Below are 23,774 nucleotides of genomic sequence, written 5' to 3'. Positions count from 1 at the left end.
TTCGGCGAGTCCCTCCCGCTCCGGGGGTGACGGCTCGCATGAGCGTGCTGCATGCGCAGGTCGAGCAGCTGTTGCACTCTGTGTCCGCACGCCCGACTCCGCAGCCGTGGGAGATTCCCATTGCCTCCTACAGGCAGGCCGGCGAGGACTTGCGGGCGCTGTCGGGCCCCGTTGACGAGAGCTGCGCAGTAGAGGATTTCACGATCCCCGTTCGCGAGGGGGTAGTCGCGGCACGGTGCTACCGCCCTCCCGTAGCTGGATCCACCCTGCTCCCAGGCGTTGTCTACCTGCACGGCGGGGGGTTCGTACGGGGGAGCCTGGACACCCACGATCGACTCTGCCGGGAGCTCTGCGTGCAGGGCGGGCTCGTCGTGGTCTCCGTCGCGTACCGGCTGGCACCGGAGAACCGGTACCCAGCTGCCCAGAACGACGCCGCCGACGCATTCTCGTGGGTGAGCGAGCATGGCGACGGGTCAGGCATCGACGTCGAGTCGCTCGCGATCGCCGGCGACTCCTCAGGGGGTGCGCTGGCGGCAGGCATCGCACTCGCCTCGCGCGCACAAGGCCCGCTGGTCAAAGCGCAGGGTCTGCTGTGTCCCGCTCTCGATGCCACCATGAGCGGCGAGTCGGTGGAACGGTATGCGGATGGTCCGTTCCTCACCCGGGCCACGCTCGAGTGGGCATACGACCTGTACGTCCCCGACGCCGATGACCGCCGTTCGAGCCTCGCCTCACCGTTGCTGACGCAGGACCTGACAGGTGCCCCACCGGCGGTCATCGTCAGTGCTCAGGTTGACCCCGTTGCCGACGATGCCCAGCGGTACGGCGAAAGGCTCGCGGCAGCAGGAATCGAAGTCCGACGCCATGAGTACGAGGGCATGCCGCACAGCTTCCCGTTGCTGGCCGGCGTACTGGACGATGGTGGTCACGCCATCACCGTATTCGCGAGAGAGCTCTCCGAACTACTCGCATAGGTTCTTATCGCAGTTTGCTGGATAGCCACGGCTCGTGATCCCCCAACACGCCCAGGGTGCAACAACAGAAAGAGGAACGAGGACTGACATGGCCACTGCATCAGACGTCGACCAGATCCAGCCTTCAACCTCTCGCGACGGCGAGAGCTACGTCTCGCACCGTGACGAGATCCACTTCAAGATGACCGGCGATTTCATGACGGGTGTGGACTTCTGGATCCACGCGACCGGCGAGACCACCAACGGTCAGCTGATCGTCATCGAGACGAACTGGGTCCGCGGTACCGAACCCGTCTGGCACATCCACCACCGCGAGGAAGAGGGCTTCTTCGTGATGGACGGCGAGATCGCTATCCACACCGAGGCCGGTTCGTACAGCGCCAAGCGAGGCCAGTTCGTGTGGGGGCGCAAAGATCAGCGGCACACGTACGAGGTGGTCGGTGACGAGGCTCGGATCCTCGTGGTGTTCGTGCCCGGACCCGAAAGCAAGGGTTTCGAGCCCGACGGCGGAATCGACAAGTACTTCTACGAAGCCCGCGATCGTGAGCTCCGGACGCCCGAGCAGCTGCAGGCGGAAGTCGAGAACCTCAAGGAGAACTACGGCTTGGAGATGTTCCCGGATCTTCCGCACCCGCGTGACCGCAAGGGTGAGGTCTGACTTCATCTGGGATATCCGGCCATTGCTGAACAACGGAGTAGCTGTGACCATCGACGTTTCCCTCGACACCGTGCCGCACTGGATCGCCGGCGCGGCCGTCTCCCCGACGAACGGGCCGCGAGCCGAGATCCACGATCCGGCTACCGGGCGTGTGGTCAGGACCGTCGTGTTGGGCGGTGCTGATGCCGTCGAGGAAGCTGTGGCCGATGCGCGGACCGCGGCGGCGGCCTGGGCGGCCACCCCGGCTCCGGCACGCGCATCGGTACTCCACCGGTTCCGTGCCTTGCTGCACGAGCACATGGACGAGCTCGCATCGCTCATCACCTCCGAACAGGGCAAGACGATCGCGGATGCCCGAGGAGAGATCGCCCGCTCCATCGAAGCCACCGACGTGTCGCTCTCGGTCGTACAGCAGCTCAAGGGTGAGTACGCCGACCAGGTGGCCAACGGTGTCGACACGTACTCCTTCCGTCAGCCTCTCGGTGTGTGTGCGGGCATCACGCCGTTCAACTTCCCGGTGATGGTGCCGGTGTCGATGTTCACCGCCGCCATCGCCTGCGGCAATGCGTTCGTGCTCAAACCGAGTGAGCGGGTGCCGTCGGCGTCGGTACGGCTGGCACAGATGATGAGCGATGCCGGTCTGCCTGCCGGTGTGTTCAACGTCGTCCACGGTGGCTCGGAAGCGGTCGAGGCGATTCTCGATCACCGCGATGTCGCGGCGGTGTCGTTCGTCGGATCCACCCGGGTCGCGCGCATCATCTACCGCCGCGCGGCCGAGGCAGGCAAGAAGGTCCAGGCCCTCGGGGGTGCGAAGAACCACATGGTGGTGATGCCCGACGCCGACCTCGATGCGGCTGCCGATGCACTGGTGTCAGCGGCCTACGGCGCCGCAGGTCAGCGATGCATGGCCGTGACCGTCGCGGTCGCCGTCGGCGAGGCGGGAGAGGCATTGGTCGCCAAGACCGCCGAGCGCGCGAACGCGTTCGAGGTGGGCCCAGGGGCCGCGCCGGGCACCGACATGGGGCCGTTGATCTCAGAGGTCGCTGTCGACCGGGTCCGCGGGGCGCTGGGGCTCTCCGTCGAGCAAGGGGGCCGGCTGGTCGTCGACGGCCGCGAACGATCGACGCACGGAGCCGGCTACTTCATCGGTCCCAGTCTCGTCGACCACGTCAGCGTCGAGAGTGACCTCTACCGCGAAGAAGTATTCGGACCGGTGCTGAGCGTGCTGCGCGCCAGAGACCTCGAGCACGCCCTGCAGATCGTGAACGACAACCCCTACGGAAACGGCGCCGCCATCTTCACCGGCAGCGGCGCGGCCGCGCGGCGATTCACCCGGGGCGTGCTGGCCGGAAGCGTGGGGGTCAATATTCCCATCCCCGTGCCGATCTCCTGGTTCGGCTTCGGCGGTTGGGGGGACTCGCGATTCGGGGACGACGGGCTCAACTACGACGCCTACCGCTTCTACACGAGGTCCAAAGTCGTCACCCAGCGGTGGACGGAGCCCGCGCCGGGTCTTGCTCCGCACTTCGTCGCGGCGTCAGGTCAGTAACGCGGCCACGAAGGAGCTGACATGTCCGAGAACAGTTCCACCTCGCCGCCCGGTTCCCACCTTCCGCGCCTCGATCACGTCGGAATACTCGTGCGCGATCTGGATTCTGCCGTCGCACACTGGTCCGGTCGGTTCCAGGTCGAGGTTGCTCGAACGGTCGAGGCGCCGGCCATGAGTATCAGCGCGGCCTTCCTCAACGTTTCCGGGGCAGAGGTCGAGCTGTACACCTTGCACGACACGGATGCGCTTGACGCGGCTCTCGAAGGCGCACCGGCCAAACTCGATCACATAGCACTACGGCTACACCACGCCGACGGCCCTGAACTCGCCGGATGTGCAATCCGAGGGCCTGGTAGAGCGGATCCCATCGCAGCACCAATTCGGATGGGAGATGCGACACATGTCTGGACCGAGCCGCCCGGGATCGACGTTCTTCTTCAGCTGATCAGGCCTGGCGGGTAGAGCTGTCCGGTAGGACTGCAGAACAATGAGCGGCTCGGTGCACGAGACGCCAACGAAGTCACACTCAAGGAGGAGTGCAATGGGGCGCATGGAAGGAAAGGTCGCGCTGGTCACCGGCGCAGCCCGAGGTCAGGGACGAGCACACGCGATCCGCCTCGCTCAAGAAGGTGCAGACATCCTCGCGTTCGACTGCCCGGCGGATGGAAGGGTTCCCTACCCCGTCGGCACGTCGGATGAGCTCGCGATCACGGTCAAAGAGGTAGAGGCGCTGGGCCGGCGGGTCATCGCGCACGAAGGGGACGTCCGGGAGCAGGCCGCGCTGGACGAGCTGGTCTCTGCGGGGGTCCAGGCTTTTGGCGGGCTCGACGTCGCAGTGGCCAACGCCGGCATCTGGACCGTGCACCCCTTCGCAGATGTTCCCGAGGACGAGTTCCTGGATGTGCTCAACGTCAACATCATGGGGGTCTGGCGGACCCTCAAAGCCGTGACTCCGGCCATGAAGTCGCGCGGAGGCGGGTCGGTGATCGTCACCTCGTCCGGCAACGGCGTCGAGGGATCTCCGCACTACGTCCACTACGTCGCGTCGAAGCACGGCGTGCTCGGCCTGGCGAAGAGCGCAGCCCTCGAGTTCGGCCAGTTCGGCATACGGGTCAACTCGTTGCTTCCCGGACCTACCGACACCCCTGCGCTCGACTGGCAGGGTGGCTACGACCTGTGTGCAGGAAAGGGGCCGGGCCAGGGAGTCAAGGAGGACCTGCAGGGAGCGAAGTACTGGTCGGTTCTGCGGGATGTGGGCCTGCTGCCGACGCGAGCCATGAGCGAGGCCGTCCTGTGGCTCGCATCCGACGAATCACGGTGGACGACCGGCCTCGAGATGCTGGTCGACGGGGGCCACATGCTCATGCCGGGGCTGAACATGGCGAAGATCGCGTCGGACAACCAGTAGCGTCCGCGCAGAAGAAGGGCGGCTTCACCGGGGCTTCCACTCGCGGCCGTAGACGGTCCGCAGCCAGATGGTGGTCATGGTTTCGAGCATGTCGTCCAGCGGTATTGCATTTTCGCTGCGCAGGCTCATCAACGAGAGGTTGCGTTCGCCCATCCACATCAACGCAGCAGCCAACGACCTGGCCGGCGGTCCACCGATCGCCACGCCGGTGGCCCGGTCCCGCTCGATGCCGGCGGCCGCTGCGTCGATGAACCGACCGAGGATCGCGTCCCATTGCTCCTGCAGGGCCGGCTCGGCCGCAGCGGCGTCGGCAACTTCACGAAGAACATGACCGTGCTGTTCCCACACCTGGATGACCTCGTTGACGGCTTGCTCGATCGCCGCCTCCGGCGGCATGCCGGCGGGCCGGTCAAATATCAGTTGGGACGCTCCGAACACGTCAGCCGTGACCCGCGAGAGCAGCGCGGACAGCACCTGCCACTTGGATTCGAAGTAGAAGTAGAACGACGACCGGGACAGCCCCGCGCGATTGGTGATGTCGTGGATCGAGATGTTGCGCAAGGGCATCGTGCGCAACAGGTCGTAGGCGCCCTCGAGAAGGGCTTGCTCGCGCCTGTCGCCCTTGATGTTCCGCCGGCCCACCCGTGCTTCCGCTGTGCTCAGGCTGAACGAGGAGTTGGTCGCCACAAGCGACATGATAGATCAGGTCGACCACCGGGCGCGCACACAAGGTGGAGTTGGGCACCGGATCACGGGAAGTGGGCAGTTGTGATCAAGGCCGGGCCACCGCTCTGCCTGCGTTCGACGAAGATTCGGAACAGGAGCAACCGTGTCGAACCTCGCTGAAGATCTGGTCGCGGCCGCGCGTGAATACGGAAGCCGCCCGGCCGTGAAGCTCGACGAGTACGTCCTGTCCTATGGGCAGCTGCATCACCACGCCTCGGCTGTGGCCGGCGACCTGCGCGCCCGGGGCGTGCAGCCGGGCGATCGGGTGGGCCTGATGATGCCGAACGTCCCTGCGTACGCAGTGCTGTTCTACGGCATCCTGCTGGCAGGCGCGGTGGCGGTGCCGATGAACCCGTTGCTCAAGTCGCGTGAGGTCGAGTACTACCTCGACGACTCTGGCATGACACTGGTGTACGGGTTGGACGGTAGCGATGCGGTCGTCCCGGCTGCGGCGGCGAAGCTCGGGATCCGGTCGGTCTCGGTGCCTCCTACGGGTCCGACCGACTTGTCCGGCGAACCGGTCCGTGAAGCCACCGATCGTGCCGACGACGACACCGCCGTGATCCTGTACACCTCCGGGACCACCGGGCGGCCCAAGGGTGCGGAACTCACCCACCGGAACATGTCGACCAACGTTGCGACGACGGTGGACACTCTGATCGAAGTGGGTCCCGACGATGTGATCCTGGGTTGCTTGCCGTTGTTCCACGTGTTCGGCCTCACGTGCGCGCTCAACGCAGCGGTGAAGGCAGCTGCGCTGTTGACCCTCGTCCCCCGCTTCGAGGCGAGCAGGGCATTGCAGGTCCTGGCCCGCGATCGTGTGACGGTTCTCGAAGGTGTGCCCACCATGTACGCCGCGATGTTGCACTCTCCTGATGCCGGCACCACGGACACGTCCTCGCTCCGCACCTGTATCGCTGGTGGCGCCGCCATGCCCGTCGAGATCCTCAGGGCGTTCGAGAAGGAGTTCGCCTGCGAGATCTATGAGGGCTACGGGCTCTCGGAGACCGCACCCATTGCCTGTTTCAACCAGCCCGGGCACGAACGCCGACCCGGCACGATCGGGATACCTGTACGCGGCTGCCGGCTGCGGCTCGTCGACGACGACGGCGCGGACACGCCTGACGGCGAGCCGGGCGAGATCGCCATCCAGGGCGAGAATCTCATGAGGGGCTACTGGAAGCGCCCTGAGGCCACCGCCGAAGCCATCCCCGATGGGTGGTTCCGTACCGGGGACATCGCCACTCGCGATCGCGACGGGTACTACACCATTGTTGACCGGAAAAAGGATCTGATCATCCGCGGCGGGTACAACGTCTACCCCCGCGAGGTCGAGGAGGTTCTCTACGAGCATCCCGCTGTCGCCGAGGCAGCGGTGATCGGCATCAAGCACGTGGACCTCGGGGAGGAGATCGGCGCGGCCGTGGCACTCAAGCAGGGAGCACGTGCCGAGACCGAAGAGTTGAAGGAGTTCGTCCGAGGTCGACTCGCCGCCTACAAGTACCCACGCGAGGTGTGGATCGTCGACTCCTTGCCGAAGGGTCCGACCGGCAAGATCCTCCGGCGAGAGGTCTCGCCACCGGTGGAGGTCCGACCCGTCGGGTGATCCTTCGGGAGCGATGTCGAGAACCGGTCGGTGGCGACGTCCCCTGGACGGATCGACGACACGACCGCTGGAGGATCGACCATGGCGCGCATCCAACGCTTCGACCACGTCGGCATCACCGTCGCCGACCTCGACACCGCGACGGAGTTCTTCGTCGGGCTCGGTCTCGAGGTCGAGGGCACGCGGATGGTCGTGGAAGGCGAGTTCCTGGACACGGTGATCGGGATCCCCGGCTCCCGCACCGAGGTCGTCATGCTGCGGCCGCCCGACGGGGGCACCCGGCTGGAGCTGTCGAGCTTCGTCCGGCCAGGCCACGAGCCGGGGTCGCCGGCGGCGATGGCCACCGAGCTGGGGCTGCGCAACGTGGCCTTCGAGGTCGACGACCTCCAGGCCACCGTGGACCGGCTGGCCACGCACGGGTACGGGCTGGTCGGCGGTGTCGGCGAGTACGAGGGGTTCTGGCGCATGGCCTACGTGCGCGGGCCGGAGGGGATCATCGTGTCCCTGGCCGAGCGCATCGGGTGACGCGAGCTCCTTGCGCATGATTGTCCGACAGCCATACAGTCGGACGTCAGTTCGTAGTGGCGAGCAAGCCGACCCGAGGGAGCAGGGATGCCCGACGCGGGCCTCGAAGTCGTCCAGGTCAAGTACGGCGAGCGGATGGTCGACCGCAGCGTGGTGTTCCACGACTACGCGCAGTACGGGCTCCCCGACGCCGAGCTGCACATGGAGTACAACTTCTGGGTCATCCGCGACGGGCAGACCGTGATGCTGCTGGACACCGGCTACGACATCCCGGCGCGCGACTGGCTCGGAGAGATCCCGGTCGTGTCGACGCCGGACGGCCTGGCATTGCTCGGCGTCGACCCGGCGGACGTGTCCATGGTGATCACGTCGCACTTCCACTACGACCACATCGGTTACCTGCGGCTGTTCACCAACGCGCGGGTGGTCAGCGGACGGGCCGAGTACGACTACTGGTTCGGCAAGTGGGAGCGCGGCGAGCTCGAGGGCGAGTTCACGATCGCCGAGCACCTCGAGCCCGTGAAGCGCGCCGAGGACGAGGGCCGGCTCTGGCTGATCGACGAAGAGACCGCCGTCCACCCCGGGATCACCGTCTACCCGGTGGGCGGGCACTGCCCGGGCGAGCTGCTGACGAAGGTCCAGGGCCGCTCCGGCCCGCTGATCCTGGCGGTGGACGCCGCGCACTTCTACGAGCAGGTCGAGAACGAGTGGCCGTTCTTCGCGTTCACCGATCTCCAGGAGATGCGCTCGGGTCTCTCGTTCATCAACGAGCTCGCCGCCCGCACCGGCGCCACGGTCATCCCGGGCCACGACGGCCGCGTGCGGGACAGGTTCCCCGCGGTGGACGGGGCGGCAGCGCACATCGCCACGGTTCTCGGCTGATCGACGAACGCTGACCGACGAACGGGGAGGAGCGAAACCGATGGTGGATCGCCTGAAGGACAAGGTCGCGCTCATCACCGGCGCGGCCCGCGGCCAGGGCCGTGAGATGGCCGAGCTGTTCATGCGCGAGGGCGCGAAGGCCGTCGTGTCGGGCGACGTCCTCGACGCCGCCGACGCCGCCGACAGCAAGGTCACCTTCGTGACGATGGACGTCACGCAGCCCGATCAGTGGAAGTCCGTCGTGGCCGACGTCGTGGCCGCGCACGGACGACTCGACATCCTGATCAACAACGCCGCGGTGTGCGAGTACGAGCCGATCCTCGAGACGACGGACGAGCAGTACGACCGGGTGCTCGACATCGATCTGAAGAGCATCTTCCTCGGCATGCGCGCCGTGCTGCCGCAGATGATCGAGCAGCGGGCCGGCTCGATCATCAACGTCTCGTCCATCTGGGGCCTGGCCGGCGTGCCCAACTCGTACGCCTACCAGGCAGCCAAGGGTGCGATCCTCAACGTCAGCAAGAACGTCGCGGCCACGCACGGCCAGGACGGGGTGCGCTGCAACTCCCTCCACCCCGGCTACATCCTCTCGCCGATGAACGAGCACCAGGCACCCGAGATCAATGCCGCGCTCATCGCAGGCACCGTGCTCAAGCGACCGGGCGTGCCGATCGAGACCGCGTACGCGGCGTTGTTCCTCGCCAGCGACGAGGCCAGCTACGTCACCGGCACCTCACTGGTGGTCGACGGGGGCTATCTCGCCCCCTGATCCCAGGGGCACGGAGGTGTGCCAGAGCCGGGCAGATGACTTCTCGGCGCGCCGGCGGTCGTACCCCCATGACACACGAACCCGCCCCCGGTATCCGGGTGGCTCGCGATCTCGTCCTCCTCGTGGCCCGCATCGGCCTCGGGATCATCATGCTGGGGCACGCCAAGCTGATGTACGACTTCGGCGGTGGTCTCGGCGGCGTGGGGGAGCTCTTCGCGCAGACGGGCGCCCCTCTACCCGCTGTCACCGGGCCGGCCAACGTCCTCTTCGAGTTCGTCGGCGGCATCACGATGATCCTCGGCCTCGGGGTGCCGATCGTCGGCGTCCTGATGGCGCTGAACATGGCCGGGGCGTGGATCCTGGCGCACCCCGGCGGCCTGTACGCCATGGACCACACCGGCCCCGAGCTGGTCATCGCGGTCGGGCTGCTCAGCCTCGTCCTCGCCGTGGTCGGCTCCGGCAGGTTCGGGCTCGACCACCTGATCGTCGGGCGCGGCCGTCGGAAGGTAGGGCCCGCGGCCGCCTGAGCGGCGCATCACCCGGCCACCTCGTCCAGCGGCGACGCGGTGCCCTCCGTGAACGCCTCGGCGAACGCCGCCGCACCGAGCGCCGCGCGGGCAGTGCCGGCGATCCGGTCGACGTCACCGCGCTCCGCGGGAGGCAGCGGGGCTCCGACGGCCTCCCGCCCCGCGCTCGCCGCGCCGAGCAGCCGGGCGGCGCGGACGTGGTCCCCTGCGACCGCCGCCGCACCCGCCAGCCCTTCGACGGCGAGCGCGACGGCCCGCGGCTCGCCGACCTCGCGGGCCGCGGCCAGCGCCTCGCTGTGCAGGGTGGCGGCGCGGGTGGCGTCCCCCCGCAGCTCCGCGACGAAGCCGAGCTCGGCCAGCAGCAGCGTGATGCCGTAGTACGCGACCCCGTAGTCCGCATGCAGCGTGCGGTTCCGCGCGAGGGCAGCGCCGAGGTGCGCCTCTGCCACGTCGAGGATCCCCTGCCGCCGCGCTCCGAGCCCGAGGCCGACCTGGGCGTACTCGGCGGCGAACGGGTTGCCCTGGTCGTTCGCGAGCCGGCGGGCGCGCTCGTGCAGCTCGCTGCCGGCGGCGAAGTCACGCGTCAGCAGCGCGATCCGGCCGAGGCCGGAGAGGCGGTAGGAGGCGTCGGTCCACAGCTGCAGGCCCTCCGCGATCCGCAGGTCCTCGCGGTGCAGCCGGGCCGCCGTGTCGTGGTCGCCGGTGACCTCCGCGTGGTAGGCGAGCATGTCGTCGGCCAGCAGCCTGCCCCAGCGGTCACCCAGCTCCACGAACCGGCGGAGGCTGTCCGTCGCGGCGCGCTCGGCCGCGGCGAGCTCTCCCCGGAACATCGCCACCTTCGCCCGACTGCTCTGCGCCGCGGCGATCCCCCAGCCGTCATCGACGTCGCGGAACGCGGCCAGCGCGGCCGCGCTGAGCTCGTCACCGGCGGGAACGTCGCCGAAGTGCAGGTGGGCGTGCGCGAGGAACCACTGCGCCCGCGCCCGCTCCCGTGGTGCGTCCACTCCGTCGTAGGCGGCCAGGGCCGCCCGGCTGCCGCGCAGGGGGTCGTCGCCGTCACCGACGAGCATCGCGAACGCCGCTTGCCAGGCGCTGGCACGCGCGACGGCGGCGGGCGGTCCCCCGACCGCCAGGGCGCCACCGAGGGCCCGGCGCGCCTCCCGGTGCCGCCCGCGCAGGTACCAGTACCAGGACATCGCATTGACGAGCCGCAACGCGCCCTCGCCCGCGCCGCGGGCGACGGCGCCGTCGAGGGCCACGCGCAGGTTCGCGCTCTCGGCGTCGAGGCGCTGCAGCCAGCGACGTTGGTCGGGGCCATAGAGATTCGGCTCGGCCCGCTCGGCCAGCGCGGTGTGGTGGTTCTGGTGGCGCACCTGCACGTCGTCGAGCTCTCCGGCCGCCGCGAGCTGCTCGCGCCCGTAGGCCGCCACCGACTCGAGCAACCGGTACCGGGGGCCGTCCGCGTCGTCCGGGGAGCCGGCGACGACCAGGGACCGGTCGACCAGCCGGGCAAGGACGTCGAGAACGGCATCCGGCTCGACGTCCTCCCCTGCGCAGACCGCCTCCGCAGCGCCGAGAGTGCACCCACCGGCGTGCACGGCCATCCGGCGCAGCACGGCGCGCTCCGGCGCGGCGAGCAGCTCCCAGCTCCAGTCGATCACTCCCCGGAGCGTGCGCTGCCGTTGCGGGGCGTCGCGCCTGCCGCCCGCGAGGAGCCGGAACCGGTCGTCCAGGCGTTGGGCGACGCCGTGGACGCCGAGCGCCCGTACCCTCGCCGCGGCCAGTTCCAGTGCCAGCGGTAGCCCGTCGAGCCGGGCGCAGATCGCGGCGACCGCGGCGGCGTTGGTCGCGTCGAGGGCGAATCCGGGGGTGGTGGCGGCGGCGCGCTCGGCGAACAACTGGACAGCGCCCGATGCGGCGACGGCGGTGAGGTCGCCCGGTTCCGCGGGCAGGCCCAGCGGCGGGACCTCCTGCAGTGTCTCCCCGGCCACGGCGAGCGGCTCGCGGCTGGTGGCCAGCACGCGCAACCCCGGCGCGGCCGCGAGCAGTGCCGCGACGAGCCCGGCGGCCCGCTCGACGACGTGCTCGCAGTTGTCCAGCACGAGCAGCAGAGCCTGGGACCGCAGCGCGTCGCACAGCTGATGGGTCAGGTCGGCGGGGCGCCCGCCGGTCTCGTCGCGGATCCCCAGCACCGCCGCCACCAGCTCGGCCACCCCTGCCACGGACGCGTCCGCACGGTGGCCCGCTCCGATCGCGGTGAGGTCGACGAACCACGCGCCGTCGGCGAACTCCCCGGCGACCTGCGAGGCGACCTCCAGCGCGAGCCGGGTCTTGCCGACCCCGCCCGGGCCGGTCAGCGTCACCAGCCGACCCGTCGCGAGCCGGTCACGTGCCGCCGCGACCGCCGCGGACCGGCCGACCAGCCCGGTCACCGGCGCCGGCAGGTTGCCGCGGGGGCGGGCGCTCGACGTCGCGGGCACCGGCACGGCCGCCAGCGCGGGATCGTGCCCGAGGATCGCCTGGTGGAGCGCGACCAGCTCCGGACCGGGGTCGAGGCCCAGTTCCTCGACCAGCCGCGTGCGGAGCGTCCCGAAGCTCCCCAGCGCCTCGCCCTGCCGGCCCGCGCGGTAGAGCGCGAGTACGTGGGCGGCCCGCAGCCGTTCCCGCAGCGGGTGCTGCGCCACCAGGTCGCCGAGGTCGTCGGCCAGCAGCGCGTGCTCGCCGAGGGCGAGGCGGGCCTCGGCGAGTTCCTCGACGACGGTGAGCCGCTGCTCGTCGAGGCGGGCCATCGCGGCCCGGGCGAACTCCTCGTCGCGGAAGTCGGCGAACGCCGGGCCGCGCCAGAGCGCGAGCGCGTCCGCGAGCAGCGCAGCCTTCGCGGCGGGATCCGGCGTGGCGCGGGCCTGCGCAGCGAGCGCGGCGAACCGCGCGGCGTCCACCGCCTCGTCGCCGACGTCGAGGACGTACCCGGACGCCACGGACGCCACCAGCTCGCGGCCGCCCGGCTCGGCGTCCGCCAGCGCCCTGCGCAGCTGCGACACCTTCGCCTGCACAGCGCGGACGGGGCTGCCAGGCCGTCGCCCGCCGGCCCACAGGTCCTCGGCCAGCCGATCGGCCGACACCGGGTGTCCGTCCTGGGCGAGCAGGGCCGCGAGCAACGCGCGGACCTTCAACTCGGGCACCCGCACCGCCCGCCCGTCCGCCGTCCGCACGTCCAGCGGTCCCAGCACCCCGAAACGCACGTCCCGACGGTAGCCCGGCGCGTCCGAACGGGATCACAACAGGACCCGAGCCGGATCCGAACACCGCCGGCGCACGGTGGGTCCTGTCGCAGCGAGAACACACGAGAGGAACGAGAAGATGAACGCCACCCTCCCCACCACCCGCGAGATCCGGCTGGCCGCGCGCCCGGTGGGCGAGCCCCGCCCGGAGGACTTCGCGCTCGCCCACGCCCCGCTGTCCGCGCTGAGCGACGGGCAGGTCCTGGTGCGCAACACCTGGATGTCGGTGGACCCGTACATGCGGGGCCGGATGGACGACATCCCGTCGCCCGTGCTGCCACCCTTCGCGATCGGCGCCCCGCTGGAGGGCTCGGCGGTCGGTGAGGTCGTCGCCAGCCGCGCTCCCGGCGTCCCCGTGGGCGCCACCGTCGCGCACTTCCTCGGCTGGCGCGAGCACGCCGTCCTCGACGCGGAGGCCGCGACCGTGGTGGACACCGCCCTCGCCCCCGCGCAGGCCTACCTCGGCCCGCTCGGCACGACCGGGCTCACCGCGTACATCGCGCTCACCGAGATCGCTCCCGTGCGTGACGGCGACGTCGTGTTCGTCTCCGCCGCGGCCGGCGCCGTCGGCAGCGTGGCAGGACAGCTGGCCCGCCGGTTCGGTGCCTCGCGCGTGATCGGCTCCGCAGGAGGGCCGGAGAAGGTGAAGAAGGTGGTGAGCGACTTCGGGTTCGACGCTGCCGTCGACCACCGCGCCGGTCCCATCGCGGCCCAGCTGGCCGCTGTCGCGCCCGACGGGATCGACGTCTACCTCGACCACGTCGGCGGCGAGCACCTGGAAGCGGCGATCGGTGCCCTGCGCGTCAACGGCCGGGCCGCCCTGATCGGGGCGATCAGCGGGTACAACGCCACGGAGCCCGTACCCGGGCCGAGCAACCTGATCGACGCCGTGAGCAAGCGGCTGTCGCTGCGCGGGATGCAGGTGGGCGACCACCTGCACCGGTTCGGGGAGTTCATCGGGCTGGCCGCTCCGCTGCTGGCCGACGGCAGCCTGCACACGGAGCAGACCGTGGTCGAGGGCCTCGACGAGGCGCCGGCGGCCCTCCTGGGCGTGCTCCGCGGCGCCAACGTCGGAAAGATGCTCGTCCGGCTGCGCGGCTGACCAACTTCCTTCTCTCGTTCGGGGGACGATCAGCCGCGCATCCGGCGCCGGTAGCGCAGCGGCGACTCCCCCACCTCCCGTGTGAACGCGGTGCTGAAGGCGCTGTCCGACGAGTAGCCCAGCTCGACCGCCAGCGCTCCGATGCGGACATCGCCGTCCCGAAGAGCGCGCTGCGCCAGCAGCATCCGCCACCGGCTGAGGTAGGTCAGCGGCGGTACGCCCGCCACGGTCCGGAAGCGCTCGGCGAACGACGTCCGCGACATCGCGGCGGCCCGCGCCAATTCCTCCAGCCCCCAGCGCCTTCCGGGTTCGGCGTGCAGGAGGCCGACCGCCGGACGCAACCGCTCGTCGGTGAGCACCCGTAGCCATCCCGGGGGCAGCTCCGCCTGGTCGACGTAGGCCCGCAGCACCTCCAGCAGCAGGAGCTGGCCGTACTGCCGTATCGCGAACGCCGAGCCCATCCGGTGCCCGGTCGCCTCATCGAGGAGCCGGTCGAGGCTGCCGCGCAGACGGGCCGCAGTGGCAGCCGCTCCCCGTACGTGCCCGACCGGCGGGAGAGCTTGCAGCAGCAGCGCCCGACCGGCCGGGTTGAGGTCGACGTGACCGCCGATGACGATGTCGTCGGTACCGGAGTCGGCGCCGACGAGGCGGGTGAAGTCCGCTTCGGGCTCGATCTCGCGGCGCGGCCCGTCGCCGTCGCCGCCTTCGAGCTCCAGCCATGTCCTGTCGTTCAGGATGGCGACGTCGCCCCGCCCGAGCTCGATCGGCCCGTCGCCGCCGTCGGTGGTCAGCCGGGCCCGCCCGCAGACGATCGCGAGGTACTTCAGCCGGCCGCCGGTGGCCGCGCGCGACACCCACGGGCCCCGCATCGCGAAGCCCCCCGACACCACACCGCGGACCTCCACGAGGTCGAACACCTCGGAGAGCTGATCGCCCGGCACTTCCGTACGGTCGCGCAATAAATGCGGACCGTCAACCATTCACAGTACGGACAGGTGCTCGCACAGTGGTGGCATGGTTCAGAAGCAGCACCCCATCGGCTCCGGCTTCACGGCGGCATCGACCGCCGACGAGGTCCTCCAGGACGTCGATCTGGCCGGCACGAACGCCATCGTCACCGGCGGCCACGTCGGGCTCGGCCTGGAGGTCACCCGAGCGCTCAGCAAGGCCGGCGCGTCCGTGACCGTCGGCTCGCGCAACCCGGACCGGGCAGCGCCGGCGCTGGCCGGGGTCGAGCGCGTCGAGATCGGCCGGCTGGACCTCCTCGACCCGACGTCGGTCGACGCCTTCGCCACCCGCTACCTCGATTCCGGCCGTCCCCTCCACATCCTGGTCAACGGCGCCGGCCTCATGGGAGGTCCGCTGGTGCGCGACGCCCGCGGCTACGAGTCGCAGTTCGCGACCAACCACCTCGGTCACTTCCAGCTGACCCTGGGTCTGCTGCCCGCGCTGCGCGCTGCCCACGGCGCCCGGGTGGTCAACGTGTCGTCCGGGGGTCACCGGCTCTCCGACATCCGGTGGGACGACCCGCACTTCACCACCGGCTACGACGGAATGCTCGCCTACGGCCAGTCCAAGACCGCCAACGTGCTGTTCGCCGTCGAGTTGGACCGCCGGTGGGCCGACGCGGGGATCCGCGGCTACGCCGTGCACCCGGGGGTCGTCGTGAGCACGAACCTGGGCAACTCGATGCCCGAGGACCATGTGCGGGCCATGAACCTGGCGATGGGGCTGATCGACGAGTCCGGTCGGCCGGTCATCGATCCCGACCGTGAGATGAAGACGCCGCAACAGGGCGCGGCCACCATCGTGTTCGCCGCGGCCGGCCCGCAGCTCGCCGGCATCGGCGGTGTCTACCTGAAGGACAACGACATCTCGCCACTGGACGACGCACCGGAGCCCATCGACTTCGGCACCGAACCGATCGTCACGTCCGACGTCGTGCCGCACGCCGTGGACCCGGGATCGGCACGACGCCTCTGGGACCTGAGTGAGCGGCTGCTGACGGCGTAGGGCACGGCAACCAGCGTCACGGGGAGACCTGGACGCGGTGGTGTTCTCCGTCTGACAGGAATGCCGCCAGTACTCGGCCCTCCTCGGCTACGGCTGTGCGGTCGGTTCGGGAGAGGCGGCGCAGCGGGGTGACGGTCACGGCGCCGGCCTCGACCGTCCAGGTGGCGGCGACACGGCCGTCGACCAGCACTGGCCGTTCGCCGGCCACCGACAGGCCGCGGTGGGCGTCGTCGACGATCCGACTGCGGTCGTCGTAGCCCAGGATCGCGTTGTCGAACGCCGGCAGGAAGCGCACCGGGGCCGGGGTGTCGGGGTCGGGGCGGGGCGCGTCGGGGAGGTCGAGGAGGACGCGGCCGCGCTCGTCCCGGAAGGAGATCAGCTCGTCGCGGACCGCCGCCACCGCGCGGGGCAGCCCGGCGAGGCCGCACCAGGCACGCAGGTCGGCGGTGGCCGCAGGGCCGAACGCGGCGAGGTAGCGCCGCACCAGCGTCTTCCCGACCGGGTCGGCTCCGTCCGCGGCCGACGGCTCGACCTCCCGGCCCAGCCAGGACGACATCGGAACGTTCTGGACACCGGCGATCGTGCGCCACAGCCCGCGGGGCGGGAGTTGCACCATCGGGACGAGGGCGGCGACCACGGTCTCGCCGAGCACGCGCGGTCCCGGCCCCGGCCGGTGTTCGGCGAGCACGCGCCCGAGCTCGGACATGGAGCGGGACCTGCCGTCGGCCATGACCGCGCGGCCCGCCGCGGCGAGCTCATCGAGATCGATCCCGGCGAGCTCGCGCCGGTACACCCCCAGCACCCGCTGCCGCAGCATCGCGTCGTGGCGCGATCGCCATGCCAGCGCGTCCCGGGCCGTGACCAGGTGGACCGTGCGTCGCATGAGGTGGGTGCGCACCACCTGCCGGTCCACGAGCAGACCCGACAGCGTTGCCGGGTCGAACGAGCGCAGCCGCGACCAGAGCCCGACGAAGGGTTCCTGCGGTTCCTGGGCCTGCAGGCCGCACAGGTGTGTGACGGCATCGACGACCGGGACGTCGGCCCGCTCGAGCAGGAACTGCCGGGCGAGCATCGCGCGGCCCAGCGCCCGCGCACCGATGGTCTGCGTCGGAGCGCGCATCGTCTCGTCTCCGTCCCGTCGGTCTGCAGGGTGTCGAGCGGCGCGGGAGGTGGACCAGTACCCGGCGGCGCCAGGATCTCGGCAGAAGCGGACAACTGCTGGCCTCTTCTCGCGGGCCGGCTCGGTGGTGTGCGCCACATCGGCACGGGTGCTGCCCGTCGAGCCACCGGCGGGGATGGCCGCTCACGGTTCGTAACTGCCCCGCTCACCCATCGTGTCGGGCTGGGTAGCCTCGCCTTCATGATCAACTTGGTGCGATGGCTCCGGCGGTACTTCCGCCGCGGGCGCCATCGCGTCAGGCGGGGGCACCGCTCGAGCGTGGAGCTGCGTGCGCCGCACGGGCGGCGACGTCACGAGCGGTGAGCGGCCATCATCGTCCGCCGAGCCCACCATCGGTCGGCACTTCCGCCCACACCGTCTTCCCTGTGCTGTCGGCGCTCCAACTCCACCGCGTCGCCAGACCGTCGATCACCCGCAGGCCCCGCCCCCGCAGTGCCGACAGGCTCGGTGGGCGAATCCGCGGCGGGTCGGGAGAGGCGTCGCTGACGGCGATCCGAACGGATCCGTCGGAGAACGTGGCCCGCACGTCCACCTCGCCGTCGCCGTGCTCGACGGCGTTCGCGGCGAGCTCGTTGGCGACGAGGAGTACCGCATCGTGGCTGTCGCCGGACGCGTCCAGCCGGCTGAGGGCGGTGTCGAGCTCCTGCCGCATGCGCCCCACCGCGGCGGCCGAGGACGGGAAGTGCCAGCGCAGCACCGGCGACCGCCCCACTCCCACGTCGCCGGATCGTTTCGAACCGCTCACAACACTCACCTCCGACCTCAGCGTCTAACCCATTCCCGGTTCGGGGGCCGCTACACGGACCTGGTCCCCGTGAGGCCAGGCCGCTCAGAAGCGCTGGTCCAGGGCGAGCAGGATGATGGTCGTGACGCTCATCGCCATCGAGGAACACTGGGTCATGCCCGAGCTGGCCGCCGCTCTCGGCGCCGTGCCGCACCAGGATCGCGACGAGAGCCTGGCCTTCAACGAGATGGGTGACAACCGGCAGCGCCTGGAGGACCTGGGGGCAGGCCGAATCGCGGCCATGGACGCTCAAGGCATCGACGTGTCGATCCTCGCCCTGACGCCACCGGGGACCCAGCCGCTGCCCCCCGCGGATGCCCTGCACCTGAGCCGCGCCGCGAACGACGTCGCCGCGGCGGCCGTCCGCAGCAACCCGTCCCGGTTCCGATCGTTGTCCACGCTGCCCATGTCGTCGCCACGAGATGTTGCAGGCGAGCTCGAACGAGCGGCGGCCACGGGTCACGTGGGCACCATGGTCTACGGCCGCTCGGGAGACCTCGTCCTCGACGATCCCGTCTACGACGACTTCTTCGCGGCCGCATCCGAGCTCGGCCAACCGGTGTTCATCCATCCTCAGATTCCGTCGACTGCTGTTCGGGACGCGTCCTACCGCGGTTTCGATCCCATGACCGATCTCGCCCTCGCCACCTTCGGATGGGGGTGGCACCTGGACGCCGCGACGGCGGCGCTGCGGCTGGTACTCCGCGGTACCTTCGACCGGCATCCCGACCTCCAGGTCGTGCTCGGCCACTGGGGGGAGATGCTGCTGTTCTGGTTGGACCGGGCCGACAGCCTTTCCCGCGTCGCCGGATTGCAGCGATCGGTGTCCGACTACATGCGGTCGAACTTCTTCATCACCACCTCCGGCATGCTCAACCCGGCGCTCCTGCAGCACGCCCTGTCGGTGACCTCCGTCGACCGGCTGATCTTCTCCACCGACTACCCCTTCCAGCAGCCGACCCGCGAGGAGATCGATTCCTTCCTGGGGGAGTTCGCATCCGATGCGGAGCGCCAGAAGTTCTCGTCGGCCAATGCGGCATCCCTGTACGGCCTCGACATCTGAGACGAGGTCGGCGGGCGGAAAGCAATTGTGGTGACAGGGCCCGGCGGCGACTCGGTGTGAGACGCGGGGTTGTCCACAGCTGTGGAGGGCCGTGGGTGAGGATGGACGGCATGAACAGCGTTCGTTGGGGAGTGGTGGGCCCGGGCCGGATCGCCGCGAAGGTGGTGCGCGATTTCGCGCACCTGCCCGATGCGGAGGTCGTCGCCGTCGCGTCCCGGTCGGCCGAGCGTGCCCAGGCCTTCGCCGCGGCGAACGGCATCGGCCGTGCCCACGGCTCCTACCGGGCGATCGTCGAGGACGACGAGGTCGACGCGCTCTACATCGCCACGCCGCACCCGCAGCACCGCGCGGTGGCGCTGGCGGCGTTGAAGGCGGGGAAGGCGCTGCTGGTCGAGAAGGCGTTCACGGTCACGCCCGCGGCCACCCGCGAGATCGCCGCGGCCGCCACGGAGGCCGGCGTGTTCGTGATGGAGGCGATGTGGACGCGCTTCCAGCCCGCGGTCGTGCGCCTGCGTGAGCTGCTCGCGGCCGGCGCGATTGGGGACGTCCGCAGCGTGCAGGGCGAGCTGGGCGTGAACGCCCCCATCGATCCGCAGGACCGCTTCTACAACATCGCCGCGGGTGGCGGCGCGCTGTTCGACCTGACGGTGTACCCGGTCTCGTTCGCCCAGATGCTGTTCGGCGCGCCCGACACCGTCGTCGCGCACGGCACCCTCGCGCCGTCGGGCGTGGACGTCGAGGAGGCGGTGCTGCTCGGCTGGGCCGACGGCCGCACGGCCTCGCTGTTCACGTCGCTGCGTTGCGCCACGCCCGGACAGATGCGGGTGTTCGGCAGCGCCGGCTGGATCGACGTCCTGCCGCGCTTCCACCACCCCGACACGATCGTGCTGCACCGCACCGGCCGGGACCCCGAGGAGATCACGGCACCGGCCACCGGCGCCGGTTACGCGCACGAGCTGCGGGAGGTCACCGACGGCGTGCTCGCGGGGCGGCCGGAGAGCGCCGTGATGCCGCTCGTCGACACGATCGCCGTCCAGGACGTGCTCGGCGCCGTCGCCGACCAGCTCGGCATGGTGCCGCAGGAGGGTCCCGCCGAGTTGCCGTGACCGGGCTTGCGGGAATTACGTAAATTCGTAATAGTTGGTGCATGACCGCTGAGCCGTGGCGTGACCTCGACGCCCGGCTGCGCGCCGTCGAGGCCCGGCTCGGGATCGAGACCGCGTCCGAGGAACCGCCATCGGGGCCCGCGGACGCAGGCGTCTACTGGGTGCTGCAGGGCCTGCGGGAGCAGCTGGCCGGCGTCGAGGGCGGCGGAGTCGTGCTCGCCGGGACCGTCGACACGGCCGCCGGCCGCGCCGAATGGCAGTACGGCCTCGCAACCCAGGCCCTCCTCGCGCTCGACGAGGGTGCCACGGGCAGCGCGGCGGCGCGCCTCGCTGCGCTGGGACACCCCGTGCGCCTGCGGCTCCTGCTCGCCGTGCTGAACGGGCACACGAGCCCGGCCGCGCTCGCCGAGCTGGCGGGCATGGGGACCACCGGGCAGGTCTACCACCACGTGCGCACGCTCACCGGTGCCGGATGGCTGCGCTCGAGCGGCCGCGGCCAGGTCCAGGTTCCCGCGGAGCGCATCGTGCCGCTGCTCGTCGCGATCGTGACCGCGCTGTGAACGGGCGCGTCGTGACCCCCACGGGGAGAGCTCCTGGCACCGGGCGGCGCGTGCTCGTGATCGTGATGTGCGTCCTGCCGGCGCTGGCGGCCGGGCTGCTCTGGCGCCCGGCCCCGGGACCGCTGCCGAGCGGGCACGTCGGCGACGCCGGGTTGGCCGAGCTGGCGCGCGACGTCATCGGGCCGGACCGGCCCGCGCTGGCCGTCGCGGCCGTGACCGCGCAGGACGTGCGTACCGCCGCGATCGGCGCCGGCCTGCAGGACCGGTTCGAGATCGGCTCGATCAGCAAGGGCCTCACCGGCCTGCTGTTCGCGGACATGATCGGCCGGGGCGAGGTGACGCCCGAGACCCGCGTGGGTGCCCTGCTCCCGCTCGACCCGCCGCTCGCCGACGTCACCCTCGCGCAGCTCGCCACGCACCACTCGGGCCTGACGTCGCAGCCCGAGACGATGGGGCAGTTCCTGCGCAACTACTGGGGATCGCTGGCCGCCGCCAACCCCTACGACGCGACGCTCGCCGAGCGGCTCGCATCGCTCGAGGGTGCCGAGCTCACCGAGCCGCCCGCCACCTACTCCAACACCGGGTTCGAGCTGCTGGGCGCCGCGCTCGCCGCGGCGGCCGGCGCGTCATACCCGCAACTGCTGGCCGAGCGGGTGCTCGGGCCGCTCGGGATGCAGGACACGATCGTCCCGGTGTCCGCGGCCGAGCTCGGCCCAGGTGACGTGATCGGCGAGACCGGGGGTGGCCGCCGCGCCGACCCGTGGCTCGGCGAGGCGGCGGCACCTGCGGGTGCCGTGCGGGCCGACGTGACGGACATGGCCGTGCTCGCCCGCGCGCTGCTCACCGGCGAGGCACCCGGGATCGACGCCCTCGCCCCGCGCCTGCCCTTCGACGAGGAGGACCGCATCGGCTGGGCCTGGTTCACCCGGACCGACCCCGAGACCGGGCACGAGGTGGTGTGGCACAACGGCGGCACCGGTGGCTTCACCGCGTTCATCGGGATCGATCGACAGGCGGGAGTGGGCGTCGCCGTGCTCTCCGCGGTGGGCGAGTCGCCGAACCACGTGACGCGGGCCGGGTTCAGCCTGCTGGCACGGATCGGAGCGGACGCGTGAGTGCTGTGGTCGGGCCCGTCGTGCTGGTGGTCGCGCTCGCGATGGTCACCGGGCAGGTGTTGCGGGCGTGGTCGGTCCGGTTCGCGGCCCCCGACCGGTACGTGCTGGTCAGCGCAGGCGTGGAGGCGGTCGTGGCGCTCGCGGCGGTGCGGGCCGTGGCGCCCCCGCCCGTTCCGCTGTCGTGGCTGTGGGTGGTCGCGGTGGGTGCGGTCGGGTTCGGCCTCGCCGGCGCGGTCCTGCGCTGGCCGACGCTGGGGTGGGCGCCCACGGGCGAGGACGGGCCGGATCGCGGCGTGGCGCGGCGCCGGGCGGCCCTCGCCGCGGTGTACGCCGTGATCGGGGCAGGCGCGCTCGTCGTGCTCGCCTGACTCGGTTGAGGTCGAGGTCGGGCGGGGCCGGTCATGGGATGGTCTCCTCGCCGGGCAGCTCGTCGCGCAGGGCGGACAGCCGCGGGAACAAGGGCTTGAGGGTCGGGTAGAGGTCGCGGTACACCGCGTAGGCCTGCCGGTAGCGCCCACGGACCGCCGGATCGGGGGTGCGGACCTCGGCCACCCGGCTCATCCGGGTCGCGGTCGCGGGCAGGTCGGTGACACCGGCCAGCCCGACGCCTGCGGCAGCGAGCATCGCCGCACCGAGCGCGGTGGTCTCGACCGCGGCGCTGATCGCAACCGGCCGCTCGAGGACGTCGGCGAGCAGCTGGGTGAGCACCGGTGAGCGGGAGGCACCGCCCATCACCACGACGCGCTCGATCGGGCGGGCGGTGGCCTGCTCGACGAGCTCGACGGTGAGGCGCTCCTCGTAGGCGAGGCCCTCGAGCACCGCGCGGAACATCTCGGCCCGGCCGTGGCCGTCGGAGAGCCCGATGAAGCAGGCCCGCGCGTCGGGGTCCCAGTGCGGGGACTCCGCGCTGGTCAGGTAGGGCAGGTAGAGCAGCCCGCGGGCCCCCGGCGGGACCGCGGCGGCCAGCTCGCCGAGCTCGATCTCGCCGCGACCGGTGGCCGCGTCCGGGCTCGCCACGAGGTCGCGCAGCCACGCGATGGACAGCGCGCCCGAGGACAGCAGCGCCTCGAGGGTGTAGGCGCCGGCGACCGGGCTGGCCAGGGTGCGGAAGGCGCGCGTCCACACGTAGTCGTCGCTGTGGGTGCCGAGGGTGAGGCCGGTGCCGAGGTTGAGGTAGGCCGTTGCCGCGTCGACCGCGGCGCCGAGGCCGGCGCACTGCCCGTCGCCGGCGCCGGCCACGACGGGCAGGTCCGGGGGCAGGCCGGTCGCCGCCGCGGCATCCTTGGTCACACCGCCGAGGACCGCGCCGGGCGGCACGAGCCGCGGAAGCTGGTCGGGGTGCAGTCCGGCCGCCGCGAGCAGGCCGGCATCCCAGTCGAAATTGAGCATGTCCAGCAGGGAAAGCGGGTCGGCGCTGGCCCAGCTGGTGGCGCGCTCCCCGGTCAGCCTGCCGACCAGGAACCCGTGCACGTCCACGACGGTGGCGGTGCGGGCCAGCGCCGCGGGCTCGTGCTCGGCTAGCCATGCGAGCTTGTACAGACTCGGCGTGGTCGACGCCGGCTTGCCGGACCGCTCGTGGACGGCGGTGCTGCCGAGCCGGGCGATCTGCTCGCCGGCCCGGGTGTCGAGCCACATCACCGCCGGCCGGACGGGGTGGCCGTCCGCATCGAGGCAGGCGAAGGTCTCCCGCTGGTGGGTGAGTGCGAGACCGACGGGTTCGTGGCCGCCTGCGGCGAGCAGCGCGGCGAGCTCGGTGAGCGCGCCGCAGGCCGCGTCCCACCAGTCCTGCGGATCCTGTTCCTGCCAGCCGAGGCGGGGGCTGCGTCGGCCGTACCCGCGACGGGCCTGGGCGACGGCCGCGCCGGCCGCGTCGAAGGCGACGGCCTTCGCCCCGGTGGTGGAGCAGTCCACACCGATCACGACGGGGGTCCTGGTGGGCACGGGGG

General features: G+C 71.2%; 23 protein-coding genes. 17 read left to right on the top strand and 6 right to left on the bottom strand.

What is annotated here, in order from left to right; genetic code table 11:
* Nucleotides 1-38: 38 nt before the first annotated feature.
* The 5 genes from CFP66_RS08865 (at nucleotide 39) to CFP66_RS08845 (ending at nucleotide 4,589) form a co-directional block, all read left to right on the top strand.
* The gene (locus CFP66_RS08865) at nucleotides 39-974 is read left to right on the top strand and encodes an alpha/beta hydrolase (protein WP_094922070.1); all 936 of its coding nucleotides are present in this window, start codon (nucleotides 39-41) and stop codon (nucleotides 972-974) included.
* A 34-nt stretch (nucleotides 975-1,008) separates the two neighbouring features.
* On the top strand, nucleotides 1,009-1,632 hold the full coding sequence (locus CFP66_RS08860; RefSeq protein ID WP_198961328.1) for a cupin domain-containing protein: 624 nt from the start codon (nucleotides 1,009-1,011) through the stop codon (nucleotides 1,630-1,632).
* A 43-nt stretch (nucleotides 1,633-1,675) separates the two neighbouring features.
* Nucleotides 1,676-3,181 (top strand): CoA-acylating methylmalonate-semialdehyde dehydrogenase, encoded by a 1,506-nt coding sequence (locus CFP66_RS08855; protein WP_094922067.1) that lies wholly within the window; start codon nucleotides 1,676-1,678, stop codon nucleotides 3,179-3,181.
* A 21-nt stretch (nucleotides 3,182-3,202) separates the two neighbouring features.
* A complete protein-coding gene (locus CFP66_RS08850; protein ID WP_094922065.1) occupies nucleotides 3,203-3,643 on the top strand; it encodes a VOC family protein in 441 nt (146 codons plus the stop codon).
* A 79-nt stretch (nucleotides 3,644-3,722) separates the two neighbouring features.
* The gene (locus CFP66_RS08845; RefSeq protein WP_198961327.1) at nucleotides 3,723-4,589 is read left to right on the top strand and encodes a mycofactocin-coupled SDR family oxidoreductase; all 867 of its coding nucleotides are present in this window, start codon (nucleotides 3,723-3,725) and stop codon (nucleotides 4,587-4,589) included.
* Nucleotides 4,590-4,613: 24 nt separating this feature from the next.
* Here CFP66_RS08845 and CFP66_RS08840 read toward each other — a convergent pair whose 3' ends face one another.
* Complete coding sequence (locus tag CFP66_RS08840) at nucleotides 4,614-5,276, bottom strand: TetR/AcrR family transcriptional regulator (protein ID WP_198961326.1); 663 nt, start codon at nucleotides 5,274-5,276, stop codon at nucleotides 4,614-4,616.
* A 142-nt stretch (nucleotides 5,277-5,418) separates the two neighbouring features.
* On the opposite strand from CFP66_RS08840, the gene CFP66_RS08835 reads away from it, so the two are divergent.
* The 5 genes from CFP66_RS08835 (at nucleotide 5,419) to CFP66_RS08815 (ending at nucleotide 9,624) form a co-directional block, all read left to right on the top strand.
* Nucleotides 5,419-6,921, top strand: a complete 1,503-nt coding sequence (locus CFP66_RS08835; protein WP_094922062.1) for a long-chain fatty acid--CoA ligase — start codon at nucleotides 5,419-5,421, stop codon at nucleotides 6,919-6,921.
* An 81-nt stretch (nucleotides 6,922-7,002) separates the two neighbouring features.
* Nucleotides 7,003-7,446, top strand: coding sequence for a VOC family protein (locus CFP66_RS08830; protein WP_094922061.1), 444 nt, complete (start codon nucleotides 7,003-7,005; stop codon nucleotides 7,444-7,446).
* A gap of 87 nt (nucleotides 7,447-7,533) precedes the next feature.
* The gene (locus tag CFP66_RS08825; protein WP_094922059.1) at nucleotides 7,534-8,328 is read left to right on the top strand and encodes an N-acyl homoserine lactonase family protein; all 795 of its coding nucleotides are present in this window, start codon (nucleotides 7,534-7,536) and stop codon (nucleotides 8,326-8,328) included.
* A gap of 40 nt (nucleotides 8,329-8,368) precedes the next feature.
* Complete coding sequence (locus CFP66_RS08820; RefSeq protein WP_094922058.1) at nucleotides 8,369-9,097, top strand: SDR family NAD(P)-dependent oxidoreductase; 729 nt, start codon at nucleotides 8,369-8,371, stop codon at nucleotides 9,095-9,097.
* Nucleotides 9,098-9,165: 68 nt separating this feature from the next.
* Complete coding sequence (locus CFP66_RS08815) at nucleotides 9,166-9,624, top strand: DoxX family protein (protein ID WP_158228049.1); 459 nt, start codon at nucleotides 9,166-9,168, stop codon at nucleotides 9,622-9,624.
* 8 nt (nucleotides 9,625-9,632) lie between these two features.
* Here the strand turns inward: CFP66_RS08815 and CFP66_RS08810 are convergent, their stop codons facing one another.
* Nucleotides 9,633-12,866 carry a BTAD domain-containing putative transcriptional regulator gene (locus tag CFP66_RS08810; RefSeq protein ID WP_094922055.1) on the bottom strand — a complete coding sequence of 1,078 codons (3,234 nt, stop codon included), beginning with the start codon at nucleotides 12,864-12,866 and terminating at the stop codon, nucleotides 9,633-9,635.
* Between the two features lie 118 nt (nucleotides 12,867-12,984).
* Here CFP66_RS08810 and CFP66_RS08805 point away from each other — a divergent pair, with 118 nt between their 5' ends.
* Nucleotides 12,985-14,007, top strand: a complete 1,023-nt coding sequence (locus CFP66_RS08805) for an NADP-dependent oxidoreductase (RefSeq protein WP_094922053.1) — start codon at nucleotides 12,985-12,987, stop codon at nucleotides 14,005-14,007.
* 29 nt (nucleotides 14,008-14,036) lie between these two features.
* On the opposite strand, the gene CFP66_RS08800 is transcribed toward CFP66_RS08805, so the two are convergent.
* Nucleotides 14,037-14,948: an AraC family transcriptional regulator gene (locus CFP66_RS08800; protein WP_094922051.1), complete on the bottom strand. Its 912-nt coding sequence runs from the start codon at nucleotides 14,946-14,948 to the stop codon at nucleotides 14,037-14,039.
* 73 nt (nucleotides 14,949-15,021) lie between these two features.
* Here CFP66_RS08800 and CFP66_RS08795 point away from each other — a divergent pair, with 73 nt between their 5' ends.
* On the top strand, nucleotides 15,022-16,020 hold the full coding sequence (locus CFP66_RS08795) for an SDR family NAD(P)-dependent oxidoreductase (RefSeq protein ID WP_143517179.1): 999 nt from the start codon (nucleotides 15,022-15,024) through the stop codon (nucleotides 16,018-16,020).
* A gap of 16 nt (nucleotides 16,021-16,036) precedes the next feature.
* Here the strand turns inward: CFP66_RS08795 and CFP66_RS08790 are convergent, their stop codons facing one another.
* Entirely contained in the window at nucleotides 16,037-17,140 is a 1,104-nt protein-coding gene (locus tag CFP66_RS08790; RefSeq protein WP_094922049.1) for a winged helix DNA-binding domain-containing protein, read from the bottom strand.
* A gap of 370 nt (nucleotides 17,141-17,510) precedes the next feature.
* A complete protein-coding gene (locus CFP66_RS08785; protein WP_143517178.1) occupies nucleotides 17,511-17,918 on the bottom strand; it encodes an ATP-binding protein in 408 nt (135 codons plus the stop codon).
* Between the two features lie 142 nt (nucleotides 17,919-18,060).
* Between CFP66_RS08785 and CFP66_RS08780 the strand changes: the two genes are divergently transcribed.
* The 5 genes from CFP66_RS08780 (at nucleotide 18,061) to CFP66_RS08760 (ending at nucleotide 22,196) form a co-directional block, all read left to right on the top strand.
* Nucleotides 18,061-19,047: an amidohydrolase family protein gene (locus CFP66_RS08780; RefSeq protein ID WP_233159277.1), complete on the top strand. Its 987-nt coding sequence runs from the start codon at nucleotides 18,061-18,063 to the stop codon at nucleotides 19,045-19,047.
* Nucleotides 19,048-19,157: 110 nt separating this feature from the next.
* Nucleotides 19,158-20,153, top strand: coding sequence for a Gfo/Idh/MocA family protein (locus CFP66_RS08775; RefSeq protein ID WP_094922393.1), 996 nt, complete (start codon nucleotides 19,158-19,160; stop codon nucleotides 20,151-20,153).
* Between the two features lie 41 nt (nucleotides 20,154-20,194).
* Nucleotides 20,195-20,713, top strand: coding sequence for a helix-turn-helix domain-containing protein (locus CFP66_RS08770; RefSeq protein ID WP_094922045.1), 519 nt, complete (start codon nucleotides 20,195-20,197; stop codon nucleotides 20,711-20,713).
* A 50-nt stretch (nucleotides 20,714-20,763) separates the two neighbouring features.
* Nucleotides 20,764-21,828 (top strand): serine hydrolase, encoded by a 1,065-nt coding sequence (locus CFP66_RS08765; protein WP_158228048.1) that lies wholly within the window; start codon nucleotides 20,764-20,766, stop codon nucleotides 21,826-21,828.
* Entirely contained in the window at nucleotides 21,825-22,196 is a 372-nt protein-coding gene (locus CFP66_RS08760) for a hypothetical protein (RefSeq protein WP_143517177.1), read from the top strand. Before CFP66_RS08765 ends, CFP66_RS08760 begins: the two co-directional genes overlap by 4 nt.
* A 31-nt stretch (nucleotides 22,197-22,227) precedes the next feature.
* Here CFP66_RS08760 and CFP66_RS08755 read toward each other — a convergent pair whose 3' ends face one another.
* Nucleotides 22,228-23,769 carry an FGGY-family carbohydrate kinase gene (locus CFP66_RS08755; RefSeq protein ID WP_094922041.1) on the bottom strand — a complete coding sequence of 514 codons (1,542 nt, stop codon included), beginning with the start codon at nucleotides 23,767-23,769 and terminating at the stop codon, nucleotides 22,228-22,230.
* Nucleotides 23,770-23,774 lie beyond the last annotated feature (5 nt).

Origin of the sequence: Pseudonocardia sp. MH-G8 (assembly GCF_002262885.1) — a bacterium.
Taxonomy (GTDB): domain Bacteria; phylum Actinomycetota; class Actinomycetes; order Mycobacteriales; family Pseudonocardiaceae; genus Pseudonocardia.
Note: the sequence above shows the minus strand (reverse complement) of the source record. Positions and strands in the feature narration are given on the sequence as shown.

Bases quoted from the DNA above. Each gene is read 5' to 3' on its own strand.
- CFP66_RS08865 (WP_094922070.1), top strand. From the start codon at position 39: ATGAGCGTGCTGCATGCGCAGGTCGAGCAGCTGTTGCACTCTGTGTCC.
- CFP66_RS08850 (WP_094922065.1), top strand. From the start codon at position 3,203: ATGTCCGAGAACAGTTCCACCTCGCCGCCCGGTTCCCACCTTCCGCGC.
- CFP66_RS08845 (WP_198961327.1), top strand. From the start codon at position 3,723: ATGGGGCGCATGGAAGGAAAGGTCGCGCTGGTCACCGGCGCAGCCCGA.
- CFP66_RS08830 (WP_094922061.1), top strand. From the start codon at position 7,003: ATGGCGCGCATCCAACGCTTCGACCACGTCGGCATCACCGTCGCCGAC.
- CFP66_RS08825 (WP_094922059.1), top strand. From the start codon at position 7,534: ATGCCCGACGCGGGCCTCGAAGTCGTCCAGGTCAAGTACGGCGAGCGG.
- CFP66_RS08820 (WP_094922058.1), top strand. From the start codon at position 8,369: ATGGTGGATCGCCTGAAGGACAAGGTCGCGCTCATCACCGGCGCGGCC.
- CFP66_RS08815 (WP_158228049.1), top strand. From the start codon at position 9,166: ATGACACACGAACCCGCCCCCGGTATCCGGGTGGCTCGCGATCTCGTC.
- CFP66_RS08805 (WP_094922053.1), top strand. From the start codon at position 12,985: ATGAACGCCACCCTCCCCACCACCCGCGAGATCCGGCTGGCCGCGCGC.
- CFP66_RS08795 (WP_143517179.1), top strand. From the start codon at position 15,022: ATGGTTCAGAAGCAGCACCCCATCGGCTCCGGCTTCACGGCGGCATCG.
- CFP66_RS08790 (WP_094922049.1), bottom strand. From the start codon at position 17,140: ATGCGCGCTCCGACGCAGACCATCGGTGCGCGGGCGCTGGGCCGCGCG.
- CFP66_RS08780 (WP_233159277.1), top strand. From the start codon at position 18,061: ATGGTCGTGACGCTCATCGCCATCGAGGAACACTGGGTCATGCCCGAG.
- CFP66_RS08775 (WP_094922393.1), top strand. From the start codon at position 19,158: ATGAACAGCGTTCGTTGGGGAGTGGTGGGCCCGGGCCGGATCGCCGCG.
- CFP66_RS08770 (WP_094922045.1), top strand. From the start codon at position 20,195: ATGACCGCTGAGCCGTGGCGTGACCTCGACGCCCGGCTGCGCGCCGTC.